This is a genomic window from Streptomyces sp. BK79 (genome assembly GCF_044142145.1).
GTDB lineage: Bacteria > Actinomycetota > Actinomycetes > Streptomycetales > Streptomycetaceae > Streptomyces.
Map to the genome: position 1 here is coordinate 153,553 of NZ_JBHVOC010000011.1, position 25,407 is coordinate 178,959.

24 protein-coding genes and 1 pseudogene are annotated in these 25,407 nt (G+C 73.3%); 8 read left to right on the forward strand and 17 right to left on the reverse strand.

The window, feature by feature from the left end:
• Window positions 1–122: 122 nt before the first annotated feature.
• The 7 genes from ACFIF2_RS16020 to ACFIF2_RS16050 all read right to left on the reverse strand — a co-directional run bounded on the left by ACFIF2_RS16020 (window position 123) and on the right by ACFIF2_RS16050 (window position 10,791).
• On the reverse strand, window positions 123–1,607 hold the full coding sequence (locus tag ACFIF2_RS16020; protein WP_395573385.1) for an aKG-HExxH-type peptide beta-hydroxylase: 1,485 nt from the start codon (window positions 1,605–1,607) through the stop codon (window positions 123–125).
• Entirely contained in the window at window positions 1,607–2,836 is a 1,230-nt protein-coding gene (locus ACFIF2_RS16025) for an FxsB family cyclophane-forming radical SAM/SPASM peptide maturase (RefSeq protein ID WP_395573308.1), read from the reverse strand. Before ACFIF2_RS16025 ends, ACFIF2_RS16020 begins: the two co-directional genes overlap by 1 nt.
• 215 nt (window positions 2,837–3,051) lie before the next feature.
• Window positions 3,052–3,246, reverse strand: a complete 195-nt coding sequence (gene fxsA / locus ACFIF2_RS16030) for an FxSxx-COOH cyclophane-containing RiPP peptide (protein WP_395573309.1) — start codon at window positions 3,244–3,246, stop codon at window positions 3,052–3,054.
• 83 nt (window positions 3,247–3,329) lie between these two features.
• A complete protein-coding gene (locus ACFIF2_RS16035) occupies window positions 3,330–6,785 on the reverse strand; it encodes an SAV_2336 N-terminal domain-related protein (protein ID WP_395573310.1) in 3,456 nt (1,151 codons plus the stop codon).
• Window positions 6,786–6,792: 7 nt separating this feature from the next.
• Complete coding sequence (locus tag ACFIF2_RS16040; protein WP_395573311.1) at window positions 6,793–7,815, reverse strand: AAA family ATPase; 1,023 nt, start codon at window positions 7,813–7,815, stop codon at window positions 6,793–6,795.
• Window positions 7,816–8,014: 199 nt separating this feature from the next.
• The gene (locus ACFIF2_RS16045) at window positions 8,015–10,264 is read right to left on the reverse strand and encodes a trypsin-like peptidase domain-containing protein (protein ID WP_395573312.1); all 2,250 of its coding nucleotides are present in this window, start codon (window positions 10,262–10,264) and stop codon (window positions 8,015–8,017) included.
• A complete protein-coding gene (locus tag ACFIF2_RS16050; protein WP_395573313.1) occupies window positions 10,261–10,791 on the reverse strand; it encodes a CU044_2847 family protein in 531 nt (176 codons plus the stop codon). Before ACFIF2_RS16050 ends, ACFIF2_RS16045 begins: the two co-directional genes overlap by 4 nt.
• Window positions 10,792–11,028: 237 nt before the next feature.
• On the opposite strand from ACFIF2_RS16050, the gene ACFIF2_RS16055 reads away from it, so the two are divergent.
• From ACFIF2_RS16055 to ACFIF2_RS16065, 3 genes are all read left to right on the forward strand, one after another.
• The gene (locus ACFIF2_RS16055) at window positions 11,029–11,214 is read left to right on the forward strand and encodes a DUF6104 family protein (RefSeq protein WP_266832462.1); all 186 of its coding nucleotides are present in this window, start codon (window positions 11,029–11,031) and stop codon (window positions 11,212–11,214) included.
• A 92-nt stretch (window positions 11,215–11,306) separates the two neighbouring features.
• A complete protein-coding gene (locus tag ACFIF2_RS16060; protein ID WP_395573314.1) occupies window positions 11,307–12,188 on the forward strand; it encodes a DUF4097 family beta strand repeat-containing protein in 882 nt (293 codons plus the stop codon).
• A gap of 1 nt (window position 12,189) precedes the next feature.
• Window positions 12,190–13,278, forward strand: coding sequence for a helix-turn-helix transcriptional regulator (locus ACFIF2_RS16065; RefSeq protein ID WP_395573315.1), 1,089 nt, complete (start codon window positions 12,190–12,192; stop codon window positions 13,276–13,278).
• Between the two features lie 99 nt (window positions 13,279–13,377).
• Here the strand turns inward: ACFIF2_RS16065 and ACFIF2_RS16070 are convergent, their stop codons facing one another.
• The 4 genes from ACFIF2_RS16070 to ACFIF2_RS16085 form a co-directional block, all read right to left on the reverse strand.
• On the reverse strand, window positions 13,378–13,941 hold the full coding sequence (locus tag ACFIF2_RS16070) for a Clp protease N-terminal domain-containing protein (protein WP_395573316.1): 564 nt from the start codon (window positions 13,939–13,941) through the stop codon (window positions 13,378–13,380).
• Window positions 13,941–14,150 (reverse strand): HTH domain-containing protein, encoded by a 210-nt coding sequence (locus ACFIF2_RS16075; protein WP_043383227.1) that lies wholly within the window; start codon window positions 14,148–14,150, stop codon window positions 13,941–13,943. Before ACFIF2_RS16075 ends, ACFIF2_RS16070 begins: the two co-directional genes overlap by 1 nt.
• 80 nt (window positions 14,151–14,230) lie before the next feature.
• Window positions 14,231–15,196: a zinc-binding dehydrogenase gene (locus tag ACFIF2_RS16080; protein WP_395573317.1), complete on the reverse strand. Its 966-nt coding sequence runs from the start codon at window positions 15,194–15,196 to the stop codon at window positions 14,231–14,233.
• 443 nt (window positions 15,197–15,639) lie between these two features.
• Entirely contained in the window at window positions 15,640–16,869 is a 1,230-nt protein-coding gene (locus ACFIF2_RS16085) for an NADP-dependent malic enzyme (protein WP_395573318.1), read from the reverse strand.
• A 621-nt stretch (window positions 16,870–17,490) separates the two neighbouring features.
• Between ACFIF2_RS16085 and ACFIF2_RS16090 the strand changes: the two genes are divergently transcribed.
• Genes ACFIF2_RS16090 through ACFIF2_RS16100 form a run of 3 tightly spaced genes read left to right on the forward strand, consistent with a single transcriptional unit; the run spans window position 17,491 to window position 20,189 of the window.
• On the forward strand, window positions 17,491–18,450 hold the full coding sequence (locus ACFIF2_RS16090; protein ID WP_395573319.1) for an ABC transporter substrate-binding protein: 960 nt from the start codon (window positions 17,491–17,493) through the stop codon (window positions 18,448–18,450).
• 30 nt (window positions 18,451–18,480) lie between these two features.
• Window positions 18,481–19,431, forward strand: coding sequence for an amino acid ABC transporter permease (locus tag ACFIF2_RS16095; protein ID WP_395573320.1), 951 nt, complete (start codon window positions 18,481–18,483; stop codon window positions 19,429–19,431).
• A complete protein-coding gene (locus ACFIF2_RS16100) occupies window positions 19,428–20,189 on the forward strand; it encodes an amino acid ABC transporter ATP-binding protein (protein WP_395573321.1) in 762 nt (253 codons plus the stop codon). The genes ACFIF2_RS16095 and ACFIF2_RS16100 overlap by 4 nt, the downstream gene beginning before the upstream one ends.
• Window positions 20,190–20,257: 68 nt before the next feature.
• On the opposite strand, the gene ACFIF2_RS16105 is transcribed toward ACFIF2_RS16100, so the two are convergent.
• On the reverse strand, window positions 20,258–21,055 hold the full coding sequence (locus ACFIF2_RS16105) for a class I SAM-dependent methyltransferase (protein WP_395573322.1): 798 nt from the start codon (window positions 21,053–21,055) through the stop codon (window positions 20,258–20,260).
• Between the two features lie 98 nt (window positions 21,056–21,153).
• Between ACFIF2_RS16105 and ACFIF2_RS16110 the strand changes: the two genes are divergently transcribed.
• On the forward strand, window positions 21,154–21,783 hold the full coding sequence (locus ACFIF2_RS16110; RefSeq protein ID WP_395573323.1) for a CGNR zinc finger domain-containing protein: 630 nt from the start codon (window positions 21,154–21,156) through the stop codon (window positions 21,781–21,783).
• Here the strand turns inward: ACFIF2_RS16110 and sodX are convergent.
• Window positions 21,687–22,124 (reverse strand): nickel-type superoxide dismutase maturation protease, encoded by a 438-nt coding sequence (sodX, locus tag ACFIF2_RS16115; protein ID WP_395573324.1) that lies wholly within the window; start codon window positions 22,122–22,124, stop codon window positions 21,687–21,689. The two genes, ACFIF2_RS16110 and sodX, sit on opposite strands and share 97 nt — an antisense overlap.
• A gap of 145 nt (window positions 22,125–22,269) precedes the next feature.
• Between sodX and sodN the strand changes: the two genes are divergently transcribed.
• Window positions 22,270–22,665, forward strand: a complete 396-nt coding sequence (gene sodN, locus ACFIF2_RS16120) for a superoxide dismutase, Ni (RefSeq protein WP_064729779.1) — start codon at window positions 22,270–22,272, stop codon at window positions 22,663–22,665.
• Window positions 22,666–22,817: 152 nt separating this feature from the next.
• On the opposite strand, the gene ACFIF2_RS16125 is transcribed toward sodN, so the two are convergent.
• The 4 genes and pseudogenes from ACFIF2_RS16125 to ACFIF2_RS16140 all read right to left on the reverse strand — a co-directional run bounded on the left by ACFIF2_RS16125 (window position 22,818) and on the right by ACFIF2_RS16140 (window position 25,365).
• Window positions 22,818–23,039, reverse strand: a complete 222-nt coding sequence (locus ACFIF2_RS16125; RefSeq protein WP_395573325.1) for a hypothetical protein — start codon at window positions 23,037–23,039, stop codon at window positions 22,818–22,820.
• 26 nt (window positions 23,040–23,065) lie between these two features.
• Window positions 23,066–23,277 (reverse strand): annotated as a pseudogene (locus ACFIF2_RS16130) (dihydrofolate reductase); the annotation flags it as partial.
• 51 nt (window positions 23,278–23,328) lie between these two features.
• Window positions 23,329–23,940 carry a GNAT family N-acetyltransferase gene (locus ACFIF2_RS16135; RefSeq protein WP_395573326.1) on the reverse strand — a complete coding sequence of 204 codons (612 nt, stop codon included), beginning with the start codon at window positions 23,938–23,940 and terminating at the stop codon, window positions 23,329–23,331.
• A gap of 264 nt (window positions 23,941–24,204) precedes the next feature.
• Window positions 24,205–25,365 (reverse strand): family 2 encapsulin nanocompartment cargo protein polyprenyl transferase, encoded by a 1,161-nt coding sequence (locus tag ACFIF2_RS16140; RefSeq protein WP_395573327.1) that lies wholly within the window; start codon window positions 25,363–25,365, stop codon window positions 24,205–24,207.
• Window positions 25,366–25,407: the final 42 nt, after the last annotated feature.

A 25,407-nucleotide genomic window follows, 5' to 3' on the forward strand; every position in this document is an offset into this window, starting at 1 on the left:
CTCCAGCGCGTAGTACCACAAAATCCTAGGACCTCGGGGCGCCGCGCGTAAGTCCGCCGACCGACGGCGGCACACCCTGGTCCGACGATCTTTCCGTACCCGGCCGCCGCACGCGGGCATCCTCACTCATTCGGGGGTGGGAGTGCGGAAGCGCGACGCTGTGTCCACAGTGCGCGCGCGGATCTCACATACGCCCGCGCCCTCGCGGTATGGCCCCGGGGCGCGGGGTGCTCGGCCATCCGTTCGTAGGCGGCGGCCATCCCGTCGACGAACCGGCGTCCTCGCACCGTGAGGTCGGGCGAGCCGACGAGGGCGGGCAGGGCGGCGCCGACCTGGGCGCGGTAGCGCGCGTGCTGGGCCCACGCCCACTCGCGTTCCGCGAGAGCGGTGACGAGTGCCCGGCGCTGGAAGAAGTCCGCCATCGCGAGGTGGGAGTAGGTGCCCTGGAGCAGGCCGTCGTAGGGCCGGGGGTCGGGGCGCCAGGGTGCGAAGTACCGTGCCTCGGGCCCGGCCCGGTGCAGGGTCACCAGGTCGCTCACGGCGGCGAGTTTGGCGTGCTGCAACTCGTGGACGAGGGTCGCGGCGAAGGTCACGGGATCGGGCGGCGTACTGCTGAGGAGGGCGCCGAACGCCTCCCGGCGGGTGGCGCTGCAACTGCCCCGGCCCGCGCCGACGTCGGAGGGCATCTCCAGGGGGACCAGGCAGCGCAGCAGGGCGCCGGCTTCGGCGAGGCGGTGCGCGCCGCCCGAGCGCAGCGCGACCGCCGTGCCGGACCAGGCCTGGAGCCACCGCTTGCGTTCGGCGTCGTCGAGCGCGAGCGGTGCGCTCAGGTTGCCGTGGCGGGGGCCGGCGGGCAGTTCGCGATACGGGTCGAGGTCGTCGAGTGGGACGGGCGGCGCGGACGGCGTGAGACCGGGCAGCGCGTGCGCCGGCGTCCAGGCGAGCGCCCCGGACCAGGCGCCGGTGCCGCGCTCCAGGTGGACGGTCACGTCGGCGGCGCCGGCCTGGCGCAGGGTCAGCCGGCCGTCGGCGCAAGCGACGTCGACGGGTACGTCACCGGACTCGGCCGTGTGCAGCGCGCCGAGGGACGGGAGCGTGAGGACTCCGGCACGGGCCGTGAGCCGGGTGGTGAAGGGGATGCCGGCCACGGCGGCGGCGACGGCGGCGATCGCGCTGAAGTGGGCGAGGTCGCGCCCCAGCCGGCGGACCCGCTCCTCGCTCACCGGCTCGCCGCCGGCCTCGGGTCCGGACCCGAGGCCGCGCAGACAGGAGCGCGCCCAGGGGCCGGTGAGCGGGTGGAAGAGGCGGTCACGGGCGGGCGTGTCGGCACCCCGGCCCGGGGTGAGGGGCCGGTGCCCCCGGTGGTGCGCGAGCGGGCCCGGTGCCGTCCGGTCCGCCTCGGTCAGCAGCTCCCAGTCGGCGCGCAGCCTCGCCTTCTGCCCGGCGGTGCACAGGGACCGGTCGGCCGCCTCGGCCGCATCCAGCACGGCGCGCAGGACGAGCAGCCGCCGGGTGTCCTGGTCCCGCGCGAGGAGCGCCAGGGTGTCGGGACTGCCCTCGGTCCGGGCGAGTTCGAGCAGGGCGCGGTCGGGAACCGTCGGAAACATCACGAAGGTCCCCCTTCGGTCGAGGGCGGGTCGGAGGGCGGTGCGGCGGACAGGACGGGAACGCCTGCTCCCGCGCCTGCTCCCGCGCCGGCGTCGGCCAGCCTCGCGGCCACGTGACGGATGAGGCGCTGGAGGTCCGCGCAGTACACGGAGGGGTTCCGGAAGCCGTGCCCGGCACGGTAGCGGTGCGCGTAGTGGCCGCCCCCGCACACCCGCAGCAGCGGACAGGCGCGGCACTGCTCCGCGAGCGACTCCGCTCCCGCCTGCCGGGCGGCCACGCCGGGATGCCGCAGCGCCTGGTCGAAGGTGTGCCGGAAGACGTCGAGGCCGGTCCACGCGGCCCCGGGATACGCCGACTTGAGGGAGTCGACCTGCTCGATCGACCCGTCGGTCTCCACGACGACCGCGTCGAACGGCGCCAGTCCCAGCGCCTCGGTGGCCGCGGGCAGCCCCAGCAGCAACGCCAGGCACTCCTCGAAGAGCCGTACCCGGACCTCGCGCCGGCCCGCCGCCCACCAGCGGTCGAAGACGGCGCACAGCCAGTCGCCGTAGCGGACACCGGTCTGCCCCGGCGGACGCGCGGACCAGTTCCCGTGCGGCAGCAGCAGGTCCAGCACGGGCGGGCGCAGCGTGAGGAGCGACTCGTACGTCTCGACCGGGTCCAGCGTCGGGTCGACGACGGTGAGGAGGCCCGCGTACGACGCCGGAAAGCGGTCGGCGACCAGGCGGACCCCGCGTGCCGCGGCCGGCCAGGACGGCCGCCCGGCGTGGTCGACGCGCCGCCGGTTGTGGCCGGCCGTGCCCCCGTCGAGGCTGATGCCGACGCGGACGCCGCCCTCGGCCAGTACGGCGAGGCGTTCCTCGGTGAGGAGGGTGGCGTTGGTCTGGACGGTGGCATGGACCTGGCAGCCGTCCGGTACGCGCTCGCGCACCCGGGCGGCCACCCCGGCCAGGGTGCCGGCCCCCGCGAGGAGGGGCTCGCCGCCGTGCAGGACGAGGGCGAGGTCGCGCAGGGCGTGCCGGTCGGCGTGCTCGGCGATGCGGGTGGCGGTGCGGTCGAGGACGGCGGCGGAGGCGGCGGCGGGACGGGTGCGCCAGCCGCTGTCGGGGCCCTCGTAGAGGTAGCAGTAGGTGCAGGCGAGGTTGCAGCGGCCGTGCGCCTTGACGATGAACTGACGGAACGGGAAGGGGGCGCGGGGAGCGGGAACGGTAGCGGTCCGACCGGACATCCAGCACCCCCCTGCCGTACGGCCCGGCCCGCGTCACGGCGACGCCCGTGCCACGGCCCCCTGCCGCAGAGGGCTGCATGCCCGGCGCGCCGCCCTCCCGAAACCCGGCGCGACAGTAGTTGTCTTATTCACGGAACAAGATGACCGTAAGTGACATCAACTGATCAGAAAATGGCGCGATTCCCTCCGTCTCGCAGTGAGGCGATGCCACCGGCTCAGAACGAGTTGTCGAAGCCCCACAGCATCTCGCTCGGTTCCGCCGCCCGCGCCCGCAACTCGCCCAGCACCTCCCGGAGCACCGGGTGCTCGATGGTGCTCAGCTCCGCCAGGTCCAGTTCCAGCAGGTCCGGCAAGGGCTCGGCCCCACCGGGAAGTGCCGGCTTGGGCCCGGACCCGTCTCGTATGCCCATTCCCCGTTCCCCTCTCGCGCTGTGCGTTCCTCAGGTCTCCGGGCTCCGCCCGCTCCGCACGCTCTGCCCGCTTCCGCGCCGCCTCACTCCAGGTCGGCCAGGCGCTGGGCGGTCTGCGGGGCGGTCGGTTCGCCGGTGACCAGCCGGTCGTCCGGCAGGCGCGCCCACTCCGCGTGTGCGGCCCGGTAGGCGTCCCGGGCCGCGCGGGGGCGGGCCGCCGCCTCGAAGGACATACCCCGCCAGTGGTGTGCCTGCGCGGCGAGTTCCACCGCCTCCTGGCGACGGCGTTCGGTTTCGGCCTCCTCCTCCGCCCGGTGGGCCGACTCGGCGGCCGCCCGGAAGGCGTCGACCGCCACGTCCAGGCGGGTCGCGCGGCCCAGGTTCTGGTACGCCTCGAACTGGGCCTGCCCGAGCTCCAGCCGGCAGCGCGCCGCCAGCAGCGGATCCTCCGCGTCGGCCGCCGCGAGGCCGAAGAGGTGCTCGGCCTCCCTGAGGTCGACCCGGTCGCCGCGCACCTGGTACCGGAGCATCAGCGCCCGCCCGAGGAGCAGCAGCCGGTGCGCGACCCGCCGGCTGCCCGCCGGTGTCTCCATCCGGCAGTCCCGCAGCACCCGGATCGCCCGGGAGAGCTGGTCCAGGCGCCCCTGAGCGGTCTCCAGCACGGCGAGCCGGAGCAGCACCTCCCCCCACTCGGCGAGCACGTCGGCGTGCGCGGTCGCGTCCCGGGGCATCCACTGGGCCGCCTGCGCGAAACGGTCGGCGGCCCGGCGCAGTTCGGCCGGCTCCCCCGACTCGGCGTAGCGCGCGACGGCGATGCGCCCCGCGCGGACCAGCGTCGCCGCGCGCTGCCCCTGCTCGCGTACGCGTCCGAGCGCCTCGTCGGTCCGGGCCTGGGCCTCCTCGAGCGGGCCGCCCGACCTCAGCAGCGCGTCGACCAGGTCGGTCAGCACCCGGACCCGGGCCCGGACGGACTCCGCGGTGTCCTCCGCCAGACCTGAGTCCAGCGCCTGGCGCAGCGACCGGGCGGCCTGCTCCGCGTGCAGCCGGGCCTGGGCGGGCTCCGCCGTCACCTCCGACAGCCGCAGCAGCGTACGTCCGTGGGCCAGCGGCAGCTCGGGCGGGCGGTCGCGCCGGTCGGGCCAGGCGTCGGCGAACGCCTCCAGCATGCCGACGGCGCCCTGAAGGAGGGCGCTGTCGCCGCCCAGGCGCCACTGGGCCTCCAGGGAACCGACCCTTTCAAGGGTGAGCCGCAGCGCCTCCTTCTCGTCCAGGCCCGGGGCCGCGCAGGCCACCGCGTACTCGCGGTCGGCGCGGCGCAGCAGCTCCAGCGCGGCGGGCCGGTCGCCCCGCCGGCGCGCGTCGGTGGCGGCCGCGTGCAGCACGCGCGCGAGGACGGCGCGCTCCCGCACGGCGTGCGGATGGGCGGCGGCGCGCTCGGCGGCCCGCTCGGCCTCGTCCAGCAGCGCGGCACCGCCCTGCACCTCCCACAGCCGCAGCGTGCAGCGCGCGTACTCGCCCCACAGCTCGGGGTCCGCACCGCCCGGCCGTTCGTGTCCGGTGGCGCCGCGCAGCAGTTGTACGGCGTCGATGACGTCCTGCACCATGCCCTCGTCGTCGAACCGGGCGAGCAGGGCGCGGGCGCGGACGACCGCCTGGTGCGGGGGCCGCTCCGCGTCCGGGCGCGGGTCGGTCCGGCTGTCGTAGGACGCGAACTGCTCGGGCAGCGGCATGAAGCGCTCCAGGACCCGGGCGGCTATCTCCGCGAAGGGCTGCGGGACCGAGTCGCTCTCGCCGTTGCCGCCGTTCTCGCCGGGGTAGTCGGAGCCGTTGCCCGGGCCGGAGCCCAGGGCGCCGATCCCGATGCCGGAGCCGATGGCAAGGCCCGAACCGACACCGGTCCCGCCGCCGGGTCCGTGCGCCTGCGGGCGCCCCGGGCCGCCGTCCCCGAGCTGGGCCAGGGCGAGCGCCGGGAAGTTGGGCCCGCCCTTGCCGAAGCGCTGCTCGATGTACTCCGAGCAGTGCTTGAGCACCAGCATGGCCTCGTCCCGTCCCAGCCGGGACAGCAGGGCGTCGCGCACGTCCGGCTCGATCTCGTACCACTGGGCGCCGTCCCCGCCGTGGTCCGCGCGGGCGCGGGTGACCAGGCCGCCGACCAGCACTTCGGCCAGTTCGGACGGCCCTGAGCCGGGAAGCATGGTCCGCTGCACCAGTTGCATCACCGGCAGGCAGAGCGGGGCCGCCGCGAGATAGACGGCCAGGCGCCCGGCGGCCGGGGAGGCCGCGGAGCTGAACCGGCTGACCCGTTCGAACGGCGTATGGCGGCGGTCCGGGCGGGCCGTCGGGGCGGCCGGCTGATCCGCGCGCACCCAGCCCACGGCACCGGGGACCGGTCCGGCGCCGGCGCCGGACAGCAGCCGGGCCCAGGATCCGAGCGCGGCCGGCTCGGGCGGCAGTACGGGGACGGCCAGCGCTCCCCGCCGGGCCTCGGCGGACGGGCCCGCGGGGGTACGCACGCGCAGCACGGCGGCGCCGCCCAGCGTGCCGCCGCGCGACAGCTCGCCGAAGGTCACGGGGAGCCGCGTGCGGTTCCACATGCGCTGCGGCAGCGGCTGGAGCACGGCGACGGGGCCCTGCCGGGACAGGTGGTGGAGCAGCCGGTGGGCGTGGCCGCTGTGCCACAGCGGACCGGCGCAGTCGCTGACGAGCACGATGATCCGGCGGCCGGTGGGATCGCTGAGCCGTTCCGCGGAATGCAGCGGCGCGGCGTGCGCGTCCGGGCTGCGGCCGACGGCCGCGGCGCCGTCCGGCCCTTGGTGCAGGTAGCTGACCTGGATGGCCGAGAAGGCGCCCAGCCGGCCGAACACCTGCGCCAGTTCGACGAACAGCCGGTCCCAGACCCGCATCGACGAGGAGGTGTCCATCACCAGGTGCAGGCGCGCGTCGCCCCGGGTCACGTAGCGGTGGACGGGCAGGATCAGCCCGCCGGCCCGGGCGCTCACATCCGCGGTCGCGACCTCGTCCAGCTCGGTGCGCAGCGGCGGCGCGGGACTCTGGTACCCCTGCAACGGGCGCAGCGCACGCTGGAGTTCGAGCGGCGCGGGCAGCACCGGGGCGGCCGGCACACCCACCGGCAGCGCGCGGGCCGGCCGGGCTCCGCGCACCCCGGGGCCCCCGTCGGGCGGCACCGGGTACAGGGCGACGCGCCGGGCCGCCTGGTCGGCGGGCGGCTCCGGCTCCGGCGCGGGCGCGGCCGGCCGGGTGTCGCCGGCCGGCGGTGCCACGGGACGGACGAGCGGCGGCTTCGCCCTGCGCGCGCCGTGACCGCCCGGCGCGGGCCGGTCGGCCGCGGCGTCGGCGACCCGGGTCCAGCGGGCCAGCCAGAGGGCGTCGCAGAGCTGCTCCGCGTCCGGGTCCAGGTGGATCTCCCGCAGGCGCCGCACGAGTGCGGCGATCGGGTCGCCCCCGGGCGGGGCGGCCTGCCGGTCCTGGGGTCGGCCGTCGGGTGTGTGAGGACCGTGACGCGCCGCTGCGTCGGACATCAGCGCGTCACCTCGGGCGGTCGAGCCGCTGGACGAGCAGGTCGGCGAGGCGGTCGCGGCTGGGCACGGCCGCGGCGTCGGTGAGGTAGATCGCGTTCAGCAGCTGGTCCGTCGCCAGCAGTTCGCTGCGGGACCGCTCCAGGAAGCGGGTGATGAGGTCGTCGCCCGCCCGGGCCGCCTCGTCGCCCAGGTGCGCCCGTACGAACGTGGCGAGCCGGTTGTGGTCCGGGCGGCCCAGTTCCAGGTGGATGCAGCGGCGCATCAACGGTGCCGGGAAGTCGCGTTCGCCGTTGCTGGTGAGCACCACGAACGGGAAGGCCCGGCAGCGCACCCGGCCGTCCCGCACCCGCACCTTCACGCCGTCGGCGGTGAGCACCTCGGCCTCGCCGTCCGGCAGCCGGTCGGCGATGCGCTCCAGCTCGGGGATGGCGAACTCGCCCTCCTCCAGCACGTTCAGCAGGTCGTTGGGCAGGTCGATGTCGCTCTTGTCCAACTCGTCGATGAGCAGTACGCGCGGTGTGTCGGAGGGCAGCAGCGCGGTGCCGAGAGGACCGAGCCGGATGTAGCTGCCGATGCTCTCGACCGCGCCGGGCGTCCCGGCCGCGGCGCCGAAACCGCCCTGCGAGGCGATCTGCACGTCCTGCAGCCGGGCGATGGCGTCGTAGTGGTAGAGGCCGTCCTGGAGTTCGGAGCGGCTGACGATGGACCAGCGCAGCACGTTGCCCAGGCCGAGTTCGTACGCCACCGAGTGGGCCAGTGTGCTCTTGCCCGCTCCGGGGCTGCCGGTGACCAGGAGCGGCCGGCGCAGATACAGCGCGGCGTTGATCATTTCGAGTTCCTCGGCGCCCGGCCGGTGCAGTTCCGCCAGGTGCCGGTGGGCGCCGAGCCTGCGGTCCTCGGACCCGTCGCCCGCGCCCGCCGCGTCCCGGCTGGTGAAGTCCCGCCAGGGGGGCGGGGCGGGGAGCCGCTGGAGGCCGTCGTGGGGTTCGCCGGCGCCCCGGTAGATGAGCCACTCACTGGATTCGGTCATGATCCGGTCCTCGTCGTCACTCGTCTGCTGGGCGCTGTCGACCGCACGTGTCCGTCGTCCGCCCGCGGGCCGGGGCGGGGCGGGCGGGCAGGTGGCGGCGACGCCCTCGGGCGGCCGTACGAACGTCCCTCACCGTATCGATCCGCACCGGACCTGATAAGGGGCCCGTCCCCGGCGGGCGGCCTGGTAGGAAGCCGGTTCAAGGAGACTCCACCAGTTCTCCCGCGCCCGGCAGGGGTTGGTACGGATCGTCGTACAGCAGGGCTATACCGTCGGCCCAATAGGTCTCCGGCCGGCCCGAACGCAGTTTCGCGCGCAGGTCGTGCACGGCTTGAGGCAGACGGTGCGCGCTGGACGGGCCCGCGATCTCGTCGAACGTGCCGCGGTGGAACTCCCCGCAGACCGTCTCCGGCAGTCCGCGCCGACGGCGCCACAGGGCCACGCCGAAGCCCCCGCGCACGATCCGGGCGACCGCGGCCACGTCGTCCTCGAAGTGGCGGTGGTCGTCGAAACGGCACAGCACCGGGACCGTGCCGTGCGACAGGCCGCGCAACTGCTCCACGGGCGGTACCGGCTTGCGCAGCCCGTCGTCGCAGTCGAGGACCGCGGCCGTCACGGGATGCGCGTGCAGCCAGCGCCAGCGGGCCCTTCTCTCCTCGTCCACGTCCAGCCGGTGGTCGCCGGCCGGTCCCGCCGCCATGTGCTCACCGCCCTCGCCGTGTCCGCGGAACTGGCCGTATCCACCGTCACCGCCGTATCCGCCGTACTCGTCGTACTCGTCGTAGCCGCCGTCCTCGGTCAACTGCTCGCGGTCGGAGCAGCGCAGGACGACCGGGCGCTGCGTGCCCAACGGCTCGTCCTCGGGGTGGAGCCGCCAGTCGTCCACTCCGATGCCGAACAGCAAGTGGGGCATCGCCACTTGGAGGACCGCCGGCCGGTCCGGCAGGTCGCCCTGGCGGAACGCCTCCGTCAGCGGTGCCGCGAGGTGCGCGGCGAGGTCGCTCAGCGGGGCGCGCCGCGCCTCGTCGAGGCGTTTGGCCTCGCCGCCGGGCTGTACGACGAACACGGACCAGTCGCACCGGTCCCGCTCCCAGCCCCGCTGCTCGATCTCGACCAGCGCGAACGGCTGTGGTGCGTCCGCCCTTTCCGGGTTCCCCACGGCCGGTGCGTTACGCACCGCTCCGTTGCGCGCCTCCCCGTTCCGCCCCTGTCCGCCGCGGCCGGCCCCCGTCATGGAGCCGGGCCGGCGGGCCGCCATCCTGCTGACCCGCCGTTTGACGAGGGCGCTGCGCCGGCCGGGGCCGAGCCGCTGGGCGGCCTCCCACACGCGGGCCCACAGGGCTTCCTCCGCGTTCGGCGTGCCGGGGGCGAGGTACGGCCGTTCGGCGGTCATCGCGTGCACCGCGTAGTCGAGCACCAGGTAGAGGGCCGCGTCGTCGCGCACGCACTCGTACAGGGCTCCGAGTCCGTCGCGCCAGCCGCGCGGGGCGGGCAGCGGCAGCGGAACCTGGAAGTCCGGCATGGATTCGAGGAGGTCGAGCAGGGAGCGGGTACTGGCCGGGGGCGGCAGGTCCGCGAGGCGGCCGAGCAGTTGGACGCGCTCGTCCGGGGTCAGGACGCGGCCGGGCCGGGCGCCGAGCTGACGCTGCACGTCGGTCCAGGTGTGACGGCGGGCGTCCGGATGGCGCTGCCGGTCCCGGTGGTAGCGGTCGTGGGCGTGGACGACCGCCTGGTAGAGGTCGTCGTGCTCGGCGTTCAGCTCCCCGGAGGGCACGGGCAGGGTCCGCAGCTGTTCGAGCCCCGTGGAGGTGCCGCCGCGCGCGTGGTCGGAGCGGGATTTCAGTACGCCGATGACCTCGCCGCGCTCCGGGTCGATCACGGGGCCGCCGGAGACGCCGTACGGCAGGTCGTTGTCCCCCAGGCGCATCTGCACGTCCGAGGTCCAGCCGCCGATGGTGCCCTGCACGGTGAGGATGCCGTCCATGATCCGTAGCCGCCCGTCGACCACCGTCCAGCCCGCGTAGAGGACCTTGCCCTCGCCGTAGTAGGCCGCCGGGCGCTCCGAGAGGTACACACACTCGTGCTCGACCGGCTCGCTGAGCTGCACCAGCGCGAGGTCGGGGGCCGGCCAGTTGCCCGGGACGGTGCCGGCACCGTCCGGCAGCGCCGCCACCACACGGCCGGGGACCGCGGACATGCCGCGCCCCGGCGCGGACTCGTACACCACCACGACCTCGCCCCCCTCCCCGCCGCATGCCACGTGTGCGCAGGTCAGAACCCAGCTCGGCGCGACGAAGTAGCCGCTGCCGAGGAACGTCCCGGGCTCGTCGAGGGCATACCCGATGCCCGCCCGATGAATGCGCACGGTCGCCGCCACGACGAGTTCACGCAGCGCACGGCGAGCCGCATCGTCGGTGCTCGATGCGCCGGGGGCGCGCACGTCCGTCATGCCCCGTCCCCGGAGCCGGCGGATCTCCCGCCGCCGTGCCCCGGGGCGCCGGGAGACGCTCCCGCGCGGGGCGCCGAGGGCTCACCGCCCGCGGAGCGGGCACCCCCCGCGCCCGCCGGATCCGAACGTGGCGTGTCCGGCGGGTCCGTGGCGTCCGCGGTGTCCGTGGCGTGCGGATCCGGCGGTCCGCCGTTCCAGGTGAGGGTGACCGTGATGCCGGCCTTGGCCTCACCGTCGGCGAGGAGCCCCACGACCTTGCCGGCCTTGGCGGTCAGCTCGATGCCGAACTGGACGCTCACCTCGTCGGGCCGCACGGCGCGCAGCGGCTCGGCCAACGACCGCGCGACACCGGTCACGAGCGAGTTCAGGCTCTCCACGCTCGCCTCGACCCGTTCGGCGAAACCGGTGTCGCTGTACGACAGCTGCCCGGGCGGTGCCGGCAGTTCCGCCGCGCCCGAGATCCGGGCCCACACGGGCGTCCCGTCCGGTAACACGACGCGCGTGACGCGCGTCACTTCCTGCCCCATGGAATCCCCCGTCCCCTCGCCCCTCGGCGCCGTTCATCCGTACGACGCTAGCCGCAGGACCCGGCCGGCGCGAGAGCCCCGGCGGCCCCAGGAGACGCGCCGCTCCCTGCGCCTATGCTTTTTCCTGTCTTCTCCGCATCCGACGGAAAGACCTCACCCCTCCACCCCCGCAGGAAACAGGGTCCTTCCCGCACGGGCGTCCCCTTATCCCTGCACCGACCCGACGGAGCACGATCCATGTACTTCACCGACCGCGGCATCGAGGAGCTGGAGAAGCGGCGCGGCGAGGAGGAGGTCACCTTCGAGTGGCTCGCCGAGCAGTTGCGCACGTTCGTCGACCTGAACCCGGACTTCGAGGTGCCGGTGGAACGACTGGCGACGTGGCTGGCGCGGCTGGACGACGAGGACGACGAGGAGGAGTAGCCGGCACGAACGGGTGTCTTGACTTTCCGCGACCGCGATATATCGTGTTGAACGAGGACGCGATATGGCGCGTTCGTCGAGGAGGTCGGCCGATGTCCGAGTGGTCCGTCGCGGAGCCCAGGAAACTCACCTTCGACGAGTCCCTGAGCGAGCTCCACGTACGCGTCGTCAACGGAACAGTGAACGTGGTGGGCACCGACCAGGGTTCCGCCCGCCTGGAGGTCTCCGAGATCGAGGGCCCACCCCTCGTCGTGACCCACCGGGACGGCGTGCTCACCGTGGCCTACGAGGACCTGCCCTGGCAGGGCTTCCTCAAGTGGCTCGACCGCGAGGGCTGGCGCCGCTCCGCGACCGTCTCCCTGGCCGTCCCGACGGGCACCCGGGTCGAGGTGGGCGTGGTCGGCGCCGCGGCCGTGGTCTCCGGCCTCGACGGGCACACGGAGGTGAAGGGCGTCACCGGGGACACCACACTGGTGGGCCTCGCGGGCCCGGTCCGCGCGGACACCGTCGCGGGGAGCGTGGAGGCGCAGGCCCTCACCGGCGACCTGCGCTTCAAGTCCGTCTCCGGTGACCTGACGGTGGTGGAGGCGGGCTCCCGCGTCCGGGCCGACTCGGTGACCGGCTCCATGATCGTCGACCTGGACCCGGCGAGCGGTCCCACCGACATCAGCCTGACCAGCGTCTCCGGCGAGATCGCCATCCGGCTGCCCCAACCGGCCGATGCCGAGGTCGAGGCGAACACGGCCAGCGGCACCGTCTCCAGCGCCTTCGAGGACCTCCGGGTGGGCGGCCAGTGGGGCGCCAAGCGCATCACCGGCCGGCTCGGCGCGGGCAACGGCCGGCTGAAGGCCACGACCGTCTCCGGCTCGATCGCCCTGCTGCGCCGGCCGGTGGCGGGGGACGCGCCGTGGGAGGACACACCCGGCGCCGCCGACACCCCGGCCGACGGCACGACCGACAAGAAGGTGCTCTGACATGCCCCCCGTCTTCGCCCACGGCCGCCTGCGCCTCTACCTCCTCAAACTCCTCGACGAGGCCCCCCGCCACGGCTACGAGGTGATCCGGCTCCTCGAGGAGCGCTTCCAGGGGCTGTACGCGCCGTCGGCGGGCACCGTGTACCCGCGCCTGGCCAAGCTGGAGGCCGAGGGCCTGGTCACCCACACCACCGAGGGCGGCCGCAAGGTGTACGCCATCACGGACGCCGGCCGCGCCGAGCTCGCCGACCGCAGTGGCGAACTGGCCGACCTGGAGCTGGAGATCCGGGAGTCGGTCGCCGAGCTCGCCGCCGAGATCCGGGCCGACGTGCGGGGCGCCGCGGGCGACCTGCGCCGGGAGATGCGGGCCGCCGCCGGCGCCGCCCGCCGGGGCCCCGGCCCGGGCGGGCACGACGAGGGCGACGGCGGCGCGGACAGCGCCGAGAAGGAGGCGTGGCGCGCCGCCAAGGAGGAGATGCGGCGCGTCAAGCAGGAGTGGAAGGAGCAGGCCCGCCGCGCCAAGGACGAGAGCCGCCGCGCCCGCGACGAGGCCCAGCGGGCCCGGCGCCAGGCCAAGGAGGCCCAGGAGCGGGCCCGGGCACAGGCGCAGGAGGAGGTCCAGCGCATCGCACAGCGGGTCCAGGAACAGGTCCAGGACCACTTCGCGCGGGGCGACTGGCCGACGGGACTGCGCGAGGGCCTGAGCGAACTGGCCAAGGAGGTCGGCGACTTCGGGAAGGACTTCGGCAAGGAGTTCGGCAAGGACTGGGGCTTCGGCCGCACCGACGCCGGCCCGTCCACCCACCGTCCCGAGTCCGCCGCGCCGGAGTACTCCGCCACCGCCGAGTACTCCGCCACCGCCGAGGACTTCCCGGCCGACTACGCTCCGGCCTGGGCCCACGAGGACGCCGCCGAGTCCACCGGCGACCCGGCCCGCGACCTGGACCGGCTGCTCGACCGCTTCCGCGACGACATCCGCGACGCGGCCCGGGACCACGGCGTCACGTCCGGCCAACTCCGCGACGCCCGCCGCCACCTGTCGGCGGCCGCCGCCCACATCGGCGCGATACTGCGCACGCCGAAGGCCTGAGCACCGGGGCGGGGAGCCTCACCGGGGGCGGTTCGGGGCACCCGTCCGCCCGAGGGGCCGGGTCCGCCCACTCCCCTGAGTCCGCCCACTCCCCTCGGGTCAGGCGCAGACCTCCCCCGCCCCGCCGCCCAGCACCCTGGTCAGCGCCTCGTGGGTCACGCCGTGGTCGGCGAGCACCTCGGCGGGCACACCGGGGCGCACGGTCAGGGCGAGCAGGATGTGCTCGTCCCCGATGTGCCGGTCACGCCGGGCGACGGCGACCCGCAGCGCCTTCTCCAGCACCTCCTTGGCACCCCGGCTGAAGCTGCGGTGTCCGGACCACCAGCGCCTGTCCTTCCGGTCGCCGGACATCGCGCCGACGCCGTGCGCCTCCTCCACCCGGGCGACGACCTCGGAGACGTCGATCCCCAGCCCGGCGAGGGCGTCGGCCTCGGCCTGCGACAGGCCGGCCCGGCGCCGGGCCTCCGCCAGACCCTCCCGTACCGAATCCCCGCGCCCGCCGACCCCGAGCGCCGCCAGCGCGAAGGAGGCACGGCTGCCCTCGCGGTCCAGCAGCGCGAGCAGCAGGTGCTCGGCGTCGACGGTCTGCGCCGCCGCCTCCTCGGCGTACTCGACCGCGCCCTGCACCACGGCCCGGGCATCCTTCGTGAACCGCTCGAACATCAATGCCTCCCGTACTTCTTGTGCACGGCCTGCCTGCTGACCCCGAGCTCCGTGGCGATCTCCTGCCACGACCATCCCTGATTGCGCGCGCCGCGCACCTGCACCGCCTCCAACTGCTCCAGCAGCCTGCGCAATGCGGCGACGGCCCGCAGCCCGACCCGGGGATCGCGATCACCCGCGCGTGCGGCGAGATCGGTTGCTTCACTCATGCCGTCAACATAGATTGACACCCCGGAGGGTGTCAACACTGGTTGACACCCTCCGGGGTGCGGGAGGCGCGGCGAACGCGTCAGGAAGTACTGAGCACGATCTTGCCGAACTGCTCCCCGGAGGCCATCCGCTCGAAGCCCTCACGGGCCCGGTCCAGGGGAAGCACCTCGTCGATGACGGGACGTACACCCGTGGCGGCGCAGAAGGACAGCAGGTCCTCCAGTTCGTCCTTGGTGCCCATCGTGGAGCCGACGACCTTCAGCTCCAGGAAGAAGATCCGGGTCAGTTCTGCATGGGAGGGCCGGTCGCCGCTCGTGGCGCCGGAGATGACGAGCGTGCCGCCCGGCCTGAGCGACTTCACCGAGTGGGACCAGGTGGCGGCGCCCACGGTCTCGATGACGGCGTCCACCCGCTGCGGCAGCCGCGCGCCCGTCTCGACGGCTTCCACGGCGCCCAGTTCGAGGGCCCGCTTCCGCTTGGCCTCGTCCCGGCTGGTGGCGAAGACCCGCAGCCCCGCGGCCTTGCCGAGCACGATCGCGGCCGTCGCCACCCCGCCGCCGGCCCCCTGCACCAGCACCGAGTCGCCGGGCCGCACCCCGGCGTTGGTGAACAGCATCCGGTACGCGGTCAGCCAGGCGGTCGGCAGACAGGCGGCCTCCGCGAAGGAGAGTTCCCTGGGCTTGGGCAGGATGTTCCAGGTCGGCACGGCGACCCGCTCGGCGAAGGTCCCCTGGTAGCGCTCCGTGAGGATGGAGCGGGGCTCCTCGGGGCCGACCCCGTGGCCGGTCTGGCCGATCACGGAGTGCAGGACGACCTCGTTGCCGTCCTCGTCGATCCCGGCGGCGTCACAGCCGAGGATCATCGGCAGCCGGTCCTCGGGGAGGCCGACGCCGCGCAGGGACCACAGGTCGTGATGGTTGAGGGAGGCGGCCCTGACGTCGACGACGCTCCAGCCGGGGCGGGCCTCGGGAGCGGGGCGCTCTCCCGACTCCAGGCCGGTCAGCGGCTGGTCGCGGTCGATTCGGGCGGCGTAGACAGCGAACATGACCTTGACGATAGGTTCCCCGCCCGCCGACCGGAACCACGACGCCGTGTGACACACACCCTCTTGCACCCCCGAGCCACGCGAGCTGCGAGCAACCGTGCCGCACAAGCTGCGCCCACCCGTGCCGCACGAACTGCAGGCAACCGTGCCGCGCAAGCTGCGCCCACCCGCGCCGCACGAACTGCGGGCAGCCGTGCCGCGCTAGCTGCGGGCAGCCGTGCCGCGCTAGCTGCGGGCAGCCGTGCCGCGCTAGCTGCGGGCAGTCGTGCCGCTGGGGCGGCACGGGTGGGCGCAGCGGCACCCCGCACCGCCGGGCTGCGCAACCCCCCCAGCACCCGCACCCGCACCCGCACCCGCACCCAGCACTCCGGCTCGCCCCCCCGGGACAGCAAACGGCCCCGTCCACCCGGACAGGGCCGTTCACACAACCGCGCGTCACACCGTCACCGGCGCGCGACACCCTCCGCACGGGCCGCCGCCGCCACCGCCGCCGTGACCGCCGGCGCGACCCGCTCGTCGAACGGGGACGGGATGACGTAGTCCGCGGCGAGGTCGTCACCCACCACGGAGGCCAGCGCCTCGGCCGCCGCGAGCTTCATGCCCTCGGTGATCCGGGAGGCCCGCACCTGGAGCGCGCCCGCGAAGATGCCCGGGAACGCCAGCACGTTGTTGATCTGGTTCGGGAAGTCCGACCGCCCCGTCGCGACGACCGCCGCGTACTTGTGGGCGACCTCCGGGTGCACCTCGGGGTTCGGGTTGGCCATCGCGAAGACGAAGGCACCCTTCGCCATCGAGGCGACCGCCGGCTCCGGCACCGTACCGCCGGAGACGCCGATGAAGACGTCGGCGCCCGCGAGGGCCGCCTCCAGCGAGCCGGACAGTCCGGCCTTGTTGGTGAAGGAGGCCAGCTCCCGCTTGACCGGCGTCAGGTCGTCCCGGTCCGCCGAGACGACGCCCTTGCGGTCGGCCACCGCCACGTCGCCGATGCCGGCCTCCACCAGCATCTTGGCGATGGCGACACCGGCCGCGCCCGCGCCCGAGATCACCGCCCGCAGCTCGCCCAGCGTCCGCCCGCTCAGCCGCGCCGCGTTCCGCAGCGCCGCCAGCGTCACGACCGCCGTGCCGTGCTGGTCGTCGTGGAAGATCGGGATGTCCAGGCGCTCCTGGAGCTTGCGCTCGATCTCGAAGCACCGCGGCGCCGAGATGTCCTCCAGGTTCACTCCGCCGAACGAGGGCGCGAGCCGGACCACGGTCTCGACGATCTCGTCGGCGTCCGTGCAGTCGAGCGCGATCGGGACCGCGTCCACACCGCCGAACTGTTTGAAAAGGATCGCCTTCCCCTCCATCACCGGAAGGGAGGCCTCGGGGCCGATGTCCCCGAGTCCCAGAACCGCCGTACCGTCCGTCACGACCGCCACGACCGACGACTTCCAGGTGTAGTCGTGCACCAGGTCGGGCTGCTCGGCGATCGCGCTGCACACTTTCGCGACGCCGGGCGTGTACGCCAGGGACAGGTCGTCCTTGTCACGGACGGGCACGGTGGCCTGCACGGCCATCTTGCCGCCGCGGTGCAGCGCGAACGCCGGATCGAAGGAGTCGAGGGGCTCCGCGCCCGCCTCCTGCTCCGCATTGGCGTCGCTGTCGCTGCGAGGATTGACGATCTCCGCTGCCACTTTGTCTTACCCCTTAAGAGTTCTTGGTTTGAGGGTTTGTCCACTCCTGGTGAGGAATGGGCGGGCACCGCACAGGGAGATGGCTGTCTGGGCCACACGGGCCCCTGCGCGACGGGCGCGCCGCACACGCGCCCTGAGTCCCTGATGAGGGGTGTAAAGCACCTTCTTACCCGACGGACACCCCCCGCGACGAGTCGGATAAGCGCAAGCTCACATGTCGGACCTCGAACACCGCATGCCGGTGACATGGCTCATAGCGAGGGATCCGGACAACTTCCCGACATCCCTTGACAGGCCCGGAGAAGAGCCTTCCAGCAGCCGTACGCACCGGCGAACCGCGCTCGCGCAACGGGGAATGCCGAAGATCTTTCGGCCGGAAGGACCGATTCCCGTAAAGGTTCGGTCGTGATGTACCGACCTGGTCCGGTTCGGGGGGTCACCCGTTATCCGATTTTGACATCGCATCCCCCCTGAACGGCGGAGTCCGAATGGCAAGATGCCGTAATCACACGAGGTCGCGACACTCGAAGGCGTGTGCTCTCGTCGACCCACAGCGCCGGTCGGTCCTCCGGCCGGCGTCCCGTCCCATCGGCAACTCCATCTTCCGCCGGAGGAACCACCATGACCGCAAGCTCCACCCGTCGTACGACCGCCGCGCACTCCCGGCTAGCAGCGGTCGGTGCGATCGCGGTCGCAGGCGCTCTGCTGCTCACCGGATGCGGCGACCAGACCGAGAACAGCGACTCCGGCAGCGACTCCCAGTCCGCGGCGGGCGCCCCGCTGGCCGACAAGCTGCCCCAGTCGATCCGTGACAAGGGCGTCGTCAAGGTCGGCTCCGACATCGCCTACGCCCCGGTCGAGTTCAAGGACAAGTCCGGCAAGACCGTCGGCATCGACCCCGACCTCGCCGACGCCATGGGCAAGCAGCTCGGCGTGAAGTTCGAGTTCGAGAACGGCACCTTCGACACCCTGATCACCGGTCTGCGCTCCAAGCGCTACGACATCGCGATGTCCGCCATGACCGACACGAAGGACCGCCAGGAGGGCATCGACTCCGACACCGGCAAGAAGGTCGGCCAGGGCGTCGACTTCGTGGACTACTTCACCGCCGGTGTCTCGATCTACACCAAGAAGGGTGACGACCAGGGCATCAAGACCTGGTCCGACCTGTGCGGCAAGAAGCTCGTGCTCCAGCGCGGCACGGTCTCGGAGGACCTCGCCAAGGCCGAGAACGAGAAGTGCCCGGCCGGCAAGAAGATCTCCATGGAGGCCTTCGACAACGACCAGCAGGCCCAGACCCGCCTGCGCGCGGGCGGCGCCGACGCCGGTTCGTCCGACTTCCCGGTCGCCGCGTACGCGGTGAAGACCTCCGGCGGCGGCAACGACTTCCAGCTCGTCGGCGAGCAGGTCGAGGCCGCGCCGTACGGCATCGCCGTCGCCAAGGACAACACGCAGCTGCGCGACGCCCTGAAGGCGGCGCTGGACGCGGTCATCGCCAACGGCGAGTACAAGAAGATCATGGACAAGTGGGGCGTGGCGGAAGGCGCCGTCACGGAAGCCACCATCAACGGCGGCAAGTGACCGCGCGGCGGGCACTGAAAGGCAACATCCGTGACTGTTGACATCGACAAGACGGCGGGCGGCCCGGCCGGCACCCCGCCGGCCGGACCGGAGGCCATCAAGGCCATCCCGGTCCGGCACTACGGGCGGTACGTCTCCGCCGCCGTCGCGATCGCCCTGCTGGCGGCGGTCGTCTACGCCTTCTCCCAGGGCAAGATCAACTGGGGTGCGATCCCGGACTACTTCTTCGACGACCGCATCCTGTCCGGCATGGGCAAGACGCTCCTGATCACCGTCCTGGCCATGCTCATCGGCATCGTCGGCGGCATCACGCTCGCCGTGATGCGGCTGTCGAAGAACCCGGTGACCTCGTCCATCGCGTGGTTCTACATCTGGTTCTTCCGCGGCACGCCGGTCCTGGTGCAGCTGGTCGTCTGGTTCAACCTGGGCCTGGTCTTCGAGTACATCAACCTCGGCCCGTTCTACCGCGACGAGTGGTCGGACTTCATGACGCCGTTCCTGACGGCGCTGCTCGGCCTCGGTCTCAACGAGGCCGCGTACATGGCGGAGATCTGCCGCGCCGGTCTGCTCGCGGTCGACGAGGGCCAGACCGAGGCGGCGCACGCGCTCGGCATGAGCCACACCAAGACGCTGCGCCGGATCGTGGTCCCGCAGGCGATGCGCGTGATCGTGCCGCCGACGGGCAACGAGGTCATCAACATGCTGAAGACGACCTCCCTGGTGTCGGTCGTCCAGTACTCCGAGTTGTTCCGCGTGGCCCAGGACATCGGCCAGACCTCCGGCGCCCCGGCCGAGATGCTCTTCCTGGCCGCCGCCTGGTACCTGCTGCTGACCTCGGTCTTCAGCGTGGGCCAGTACTACCTGGAGCGGTACTACGCGCGCGGGTCGAGCCGGTCGCTGCCGCCCACCCCGCTCCAGAAGATCAAGGCGAACGTGCTGTCCCTGTCCAGCCGCTCCAAGCCGACGGGAGGTGCCGCATGACCGCCATGGTCAAGGCCGAGGGCGTCCACAAGTCCTTCGGCGCCATCGAGGTCCTCAAGGGCATCGACCTGGAGGTGAAGCAGGGCGAGGTGTTCTGCCTCATCGGCCCCTCCGGCTCCGGCAAGTCCACCTTCCTCAGGTGTATCAACCACCTCGAGAAGATCAACGCCGGACGGCTGTACGTCGACGGCGAGCTGGTCGGCTACCGCCAGAAGGGGGACAAGCTCTACGAGCTGAAGGACAGCGAGGTCGCGGTCAAGCGCCGGGACATCGGCATGGTCTTCCAGCGCTTCAACCTGTTCCCGCACATGACGGCGCTGGAGAACATCATGGAGGCGCCCGTCCAGGTCAAGGGCGTGAGCAGGGCCCAGGCCAGGGAGCGCGCCCGCGCGCTGCTGGACCGCGTGGGCCTGGCCGACCGGGCCGGCAACTACCCCTCGCAGCTCTCCGGCGGCCAGCAGCAGCGCGTCGCCATCGCCCGGGCGCTGGCGATGGACCCGAAGCTGATGCTGTTCGACGAGCCGACCTCGGCCCTGGACCCGGAGCTGGTCGGTGACGTCCTCGACGTCATGCGCGACCTCGCCGAGTCCGGCATGACGATGGTCGTCGTCACCCACGAGATGGGCTTCGCCCGCGAGGTCGGCGACAGCCTGGTCTTCATGGACGACGGCGTGGTCGTCGAGTCGGGCAACCCGCGCGACGTCCTGACGGACCCGCAGCACGAGCGCACGAAGGCGTTCCTGTCCAAGGTCCTCTGACCCGGCCGCACGGCAGCGCGGAGGGGGCGGTACGGAGATCCGTACCGCCCCCTCCGCGTCGCTCCCGCCTACTTGAGCGCCAGCAGCAGCGTGTCCGACGGCGAGCACCACACCGGCCGCGCCTCACCGAAGCCCTTCTCGCGCAGCGCACGCGCGTGCCACGCCGCCGAGGGCGTGTCGCCGTCGGCGTGCTCGCCGTAGATCTCGAAGCGGCGGGCGGTGGGTTCGGCCAGGACGGGGTCCTTGGCGGCGAGCTGCCACCACTCGGCCCAGTCGAGCGCGCCGTCGCGCTTGGCGGTCTCCATCTGCGCGTGCCGCTGCGCGCGCTCCGCCGCGTTGATCCGGGGCGTCGTGTCGTCGATCATGTGGTCCGCGTTCATGAAGACACCACCGTCGCGGACCAGCGCCGCGACCTGACCGTAGAGGGCCGCGAGGGGTTCGGCGTGCAACCAGTGCAGGGCCGTGGCGGTCAGGACGGCGTCGTAGGAGTCGTACGGCAGCTTCGCCGTCCAGTCGGGGTCCTTGAGGTCGGCGGTGACCAGGGAGACCCGTTCGTCGCCCGCGAAGGTGCCCTCGGCGATGGCGAGGAGCGCCGGGTCGAGGTCCACGCCGGTGCTGGTGGCCTCGGGGAACCGGGCGAGCAGCCGGGCGGTGATGGACCCGGTGCCGCAGGCGAGGTCGAGCACCCGGGGCGCGGGTCCGACCAGCGCCTCGACCATGTCCAGCATGGTCCGGAAGCGTTCCTCCCGGTCGGGCATGTACCACTCCTGCTGCCGGTCCCAGCTCTCCTGCCAGGCCTGCCAGTCGGCGGCGGGCGTGGTGGCGGTGGTGACCGGGGTGGCCGTGGTGGTGTCCGCGTCCGTCATCGAGCCCCTCCATCATGCGTGACGTAATACCCTGGAAGCACGATCAGCTGTTACCTGACCGCAGGCACGACCATAGAGCCCCTTCGTAAGGACTACAAGTGGAACTGGCCTATTACTCGGATTACGCCGTACGTCTCGTCAACACCGAGGAACCGGCCCGGGGGCAGGACTCCCTCACCTCGGTGGAGGCCGTCCGTGAGCTTTTCGGCGCCAACCAGTCGGCGGCCCGGCGGGCGACGGACGCGGACGTGACCCGGTTCCGGTCGGTCCGGGGGCGGTTGCGCGCGGTCTTCGAGGCGGCCGACGGCGGCGACGAGACCCTCGCCGTGGACCTGCTGAACTCGCTCCTCCTGGAGTTCCCGGTGAGCCCGCAGATCTCCGGCCACGACCACCGCGACGACGACGGCAGCCCTCTGTGGCACATGCACCTGGCGGACCACCCGTCCAACGCGACCGCCGGTTTCGCCGCCATCGCGGCGATGGGCCTGGCCTTCCACCTCACCGAGTACGGCGTGGACCGCCTGGGCCTGTGCGAGGCGGCTCCCTGCCGCAACGCCTACCTGGACACCTCGACCAACCGCTCCCGCCGCTACTGCTCCGACCGCTGCGCCACCCGTGCCAACGTGGCGGCCTACCGCGCCCGCAAACGCCTGGAGGCGGACCGGTCGGCCGGCACCGGCCTGACCGCGGACAGCACCCAGCGGGCCACGGCGAACGGCGAGCGCTGACCCGGCTTCGGGGGCCGGTACCGCATCCGCACCCGCCCGAGCACGAGTTCCTCGGGAACGACCCCGTAGTCTGTGCTGTCGCCGCCGGCGAAGGCGTTGTCCCCGAGCACCCACCAGCCGGCCCCGCGCCGCTCGGCGGCCCGCTTGACCACGAGCAGGTCCTGCTGGAAGGGATGCCGCAGCACGACCACGTCCCCGGGCCTGACCCTGGCCCCCCAGTGCACCAGGAGCACGTCCCCGTGGTGCAGCGTGGGCACCATCGACGGCCCGGTCACCTCGGCCGGCCCGAAGGGCAGGGTCCTTCTCGCCCGTTCGGTCTCCTGCGACATCTGCTCCGGCATCACCCGGCACCTCCCCGGTCTTTCCTCCACCAGTCTCAGTCTCACCCCGGACTTTTGTCCTAAGCCCCCGGGGGCACTCGCGAAAACGGTCCTCCCAGGGAGTAATGTCCCCCCTGAGAAGACGATCACGAGGAAGGAACGCTTCATGCTTTCCCGCCTGTTTGCCCCCAAGGTCACGGTCAGCGCCCACTGCGACCTGCCCTGCGGCGTGTACGACCCTGCCCAGGCCCGCATCGAGGCGGAGTCGGTCAAGGCCGTCCAGGAAAAGATGGCCGGCAACGACGACCCGCACTTCCAGGCCCGCGCCACGGTCATCAAGGAGCAGCGCGCCGAGCTCGCGAAGCACCACGTGTCCGTGCTGTGGAGCGACTACTTCAAGCCCCCGCACTTCGAGAAGTACCCGGAGCTGCACCAGCTGGTCAACGACACCCTGAAGGCCCTGTCGGCCGCCAAGGGCTCGACCGACCCGGCGACCGGCCAGAAGGCCCTGGACTACATCGCCCAGATCGACAAGATCTTCTGGGAGACCAAGAAGGCCTGACGTCCGGTCAGCACCACCTCGGGCCGGCGATCGGTGCACCATCGCGGGCCGCAGGGTCACCCGAAGGGGCCCGGCCGTCACCCGGCCGGGCCCCTTCGGCGTCCCCGTCCGGGGAGCTGCGGCGCTTCGGAGGTCTCCGTGTTCAGGGTTCCTCAGGGGTTCTCGGTGACCGTCTCGCGGGAGGGCGCCGAGGTGCGGGTCCGCGCTCCGGGCGCGTCACCCGGGGCGCTCTGCTCCGGGCATGCCGCGCACCGCGGGTCGCGGCACGGGCCGGGCACCCAGGTGGGGACCCACGCGCCCAGCGTCTTGTGCCGCCGGACCACCGTTTCGACTGGCTGTCCGCATACGGGACAGGCGTACGTGTCGCTGTCCATGACCCCAGGGTAGAGCGGACGACGGCTCAGCGCTTCCCGTCGTACGTCCGCACCACGACGCCGTTGCCGAAGCTCCGCACCGACCGCTGGACGAACTCGGAGACCCGGCGACCGCCGCCCCGCCGCACAGGTGGATGCCGAGGATGATCTCGACGTTGGGGTCGGGCGACTCGGTGAGCGTGCGCGAGGCTACGTACTCGCGCAGATGGGCGTAAGGGCTGGTGACGCCCTCCTTCATGGTCTCGAGGGCCGCGTGCGGGCGCTGCCGTGGGCGGCGCCACCGGCGCGGTCAGACGGTGGGCGTCGTGCGGGGCTCGCGCCACATCGGCCACATGCGGGGGCCGTCCGGCAGATCGAGGGCCTGCCCGGTGAACGCGAAACCGAGGCGCTCGTACAGCTCCCGGCTGCGCCCGCTGCTCGCCTCCAGATAGGCGGGCAGGCCCTCGCGGTCGCAGCGGTCGAGGACCGACCCGACGAGCGCGGTACCGAGGCCCTCCCCCTGCCGAGCGGGCGTCACGCCGATCATCCACAGGTACTCGTGGGCCCGTCCGGTGGGATGGATGCCTTCGGTCAGCCGGGCCACCAGCTCGACGCGCTCGTTCTCCGGGTCGACCGCCTCGCGCACCTGGGCGGGGACGTCGTCGGAGTCGTCGCCGGCCTGCTCCTGAGCCGGTACGGACAGCCACAGCGCGCAGGCCGCACCGTCCTCGGTGAGGTCGATACGCCCGTCGGCGAGCACCACGTCCGTGAAGGCCGCCATCAGCCGGTGGTGGGTCCGCCGGCGGTACTCCTCACCGGGAAAGACCCAGCCGCTCACCGGGTCGTCCTGGAACGCCTCGTCCAGCAGCCGGACGACCAGCTCCCGGTCGCCCTCCCCCGCCGTCCGGATCGCCACACCCATGCCCCGCCCGTCCTTCCGACTCAACCACGCTTGCCTGTACGGCGGTTGAGCCTATCCGCCGACGCGGCGGCAAGGCGGGGGCGGCCCCTGGCCTCCCTGCGCACAAAGGGCGGGCCCCGCACACCGTGGGGAAGTGCGGGGCCCGCCGGACCGGAGCCCTCGGCGGTGCGGCCGTACGTCGGTCAGGTCCGTACGGCCCTGCACGGGCTCCGGGGTCGGGATCAGCGTCCCGGCGGTCCGGTCGTCGCCGGGCCGCCGGGACGGTCAGGTACTGCGCCGGGTCACGAACTCGGCCAGCGCGAGCAGTCCGCCCGCCGCCTCCGGTTCGGGTACGGCGCGGGCCAGTTCCTGCATGGCCAGCGCCATCCGGTCGGCCGCCTGGGCCTGCGCCCAGTCCCGGCCGCCCGCCCGCTCCACGACCAGCGCGGTGTGCTCCAGGTCCTCCTTGCCCTCCTCGTACGGTGCCGCGTACAGACCGGCGAGTTCCGCGGCGGCCGCCGTGCCGGAGGTGAGGGCGGCCACCACCGGCAGCGATTTCTTGCGGGCGGCCAGGTCGGCACCGGCCGGCTTGCCGGTGTGGCGCGGGTCGCCCCATATGCCGATGACGTCGTCGATGAACTGGAAGGCCAGCCCGGCCTGGCGACCGAAGGCGTCCAGTGCCTCGACCTCCTCGTCGGCGGCGCCGGCGTAGAGCGCGCCCAGGGCGCAGGCACACCCCAGCAGGGCGCCCGTCTTGGCCTCGGCCATGGCGAGCGTCTCCTCGAGCGTCACCTCGTCCGGCGCGCGCCCCTCCATCGCCGTGTCCGCGTGCTGGCCCTCGCACAACTCCATGACGCAGTCCGCGAGCCGGGTCGCCGCCGCCGCGGACGCCGGGTGCGGGTCGGCGGCGAGCAGCCGCAGGGCCAGCGCCTGGAGGGCGTCCCCCGCGAGGATCGCGTCGGCCTCGCCGAACACGGTCCACGCGGTCGGCCGGTGGCGTCTGGTGGCGTCCCGGTCCATCACGTCGTCGTGCAGCAACGTGAAGTTGTGGACCAGTTCCACCGCGGCCGCGGCCCGCACCGCGGCCGCCCGGGCCCCGGGGCCGCCGAGCGCGGCGGCCGAGGCGAGGACGAGCGCGGGGCGGATCGCCTTGCCCGCGTTGCCCTCAGCAGGAGTCCCGTCCGCGTGCTGCCAGCCGAAGTGGTAGAGCGCGATCCGGCGCATCGAGGAGGGCAACGAGGCGAGGGAGGCGCGCAGTTCGGGGTCGACCGACGCCCTGGACTCCCGCAGGAGCGCCACCGCCTCGTGCCCCTCGGAGACCTCCGGCCCCCGCCCGCCGGACGACGCCCCCGGCTCCCCGTCCCGCTGCGCGCCGATGGCCCCGTGCCTTTCCAGCGTCCCGGTGGGAGGGTGCGCCCCCGTGGCGCCGCACTGAGCCTCGGTCATGGACTCACCTCCCCCTCAGGCCCCTTCTCCGTACCCCCGGGG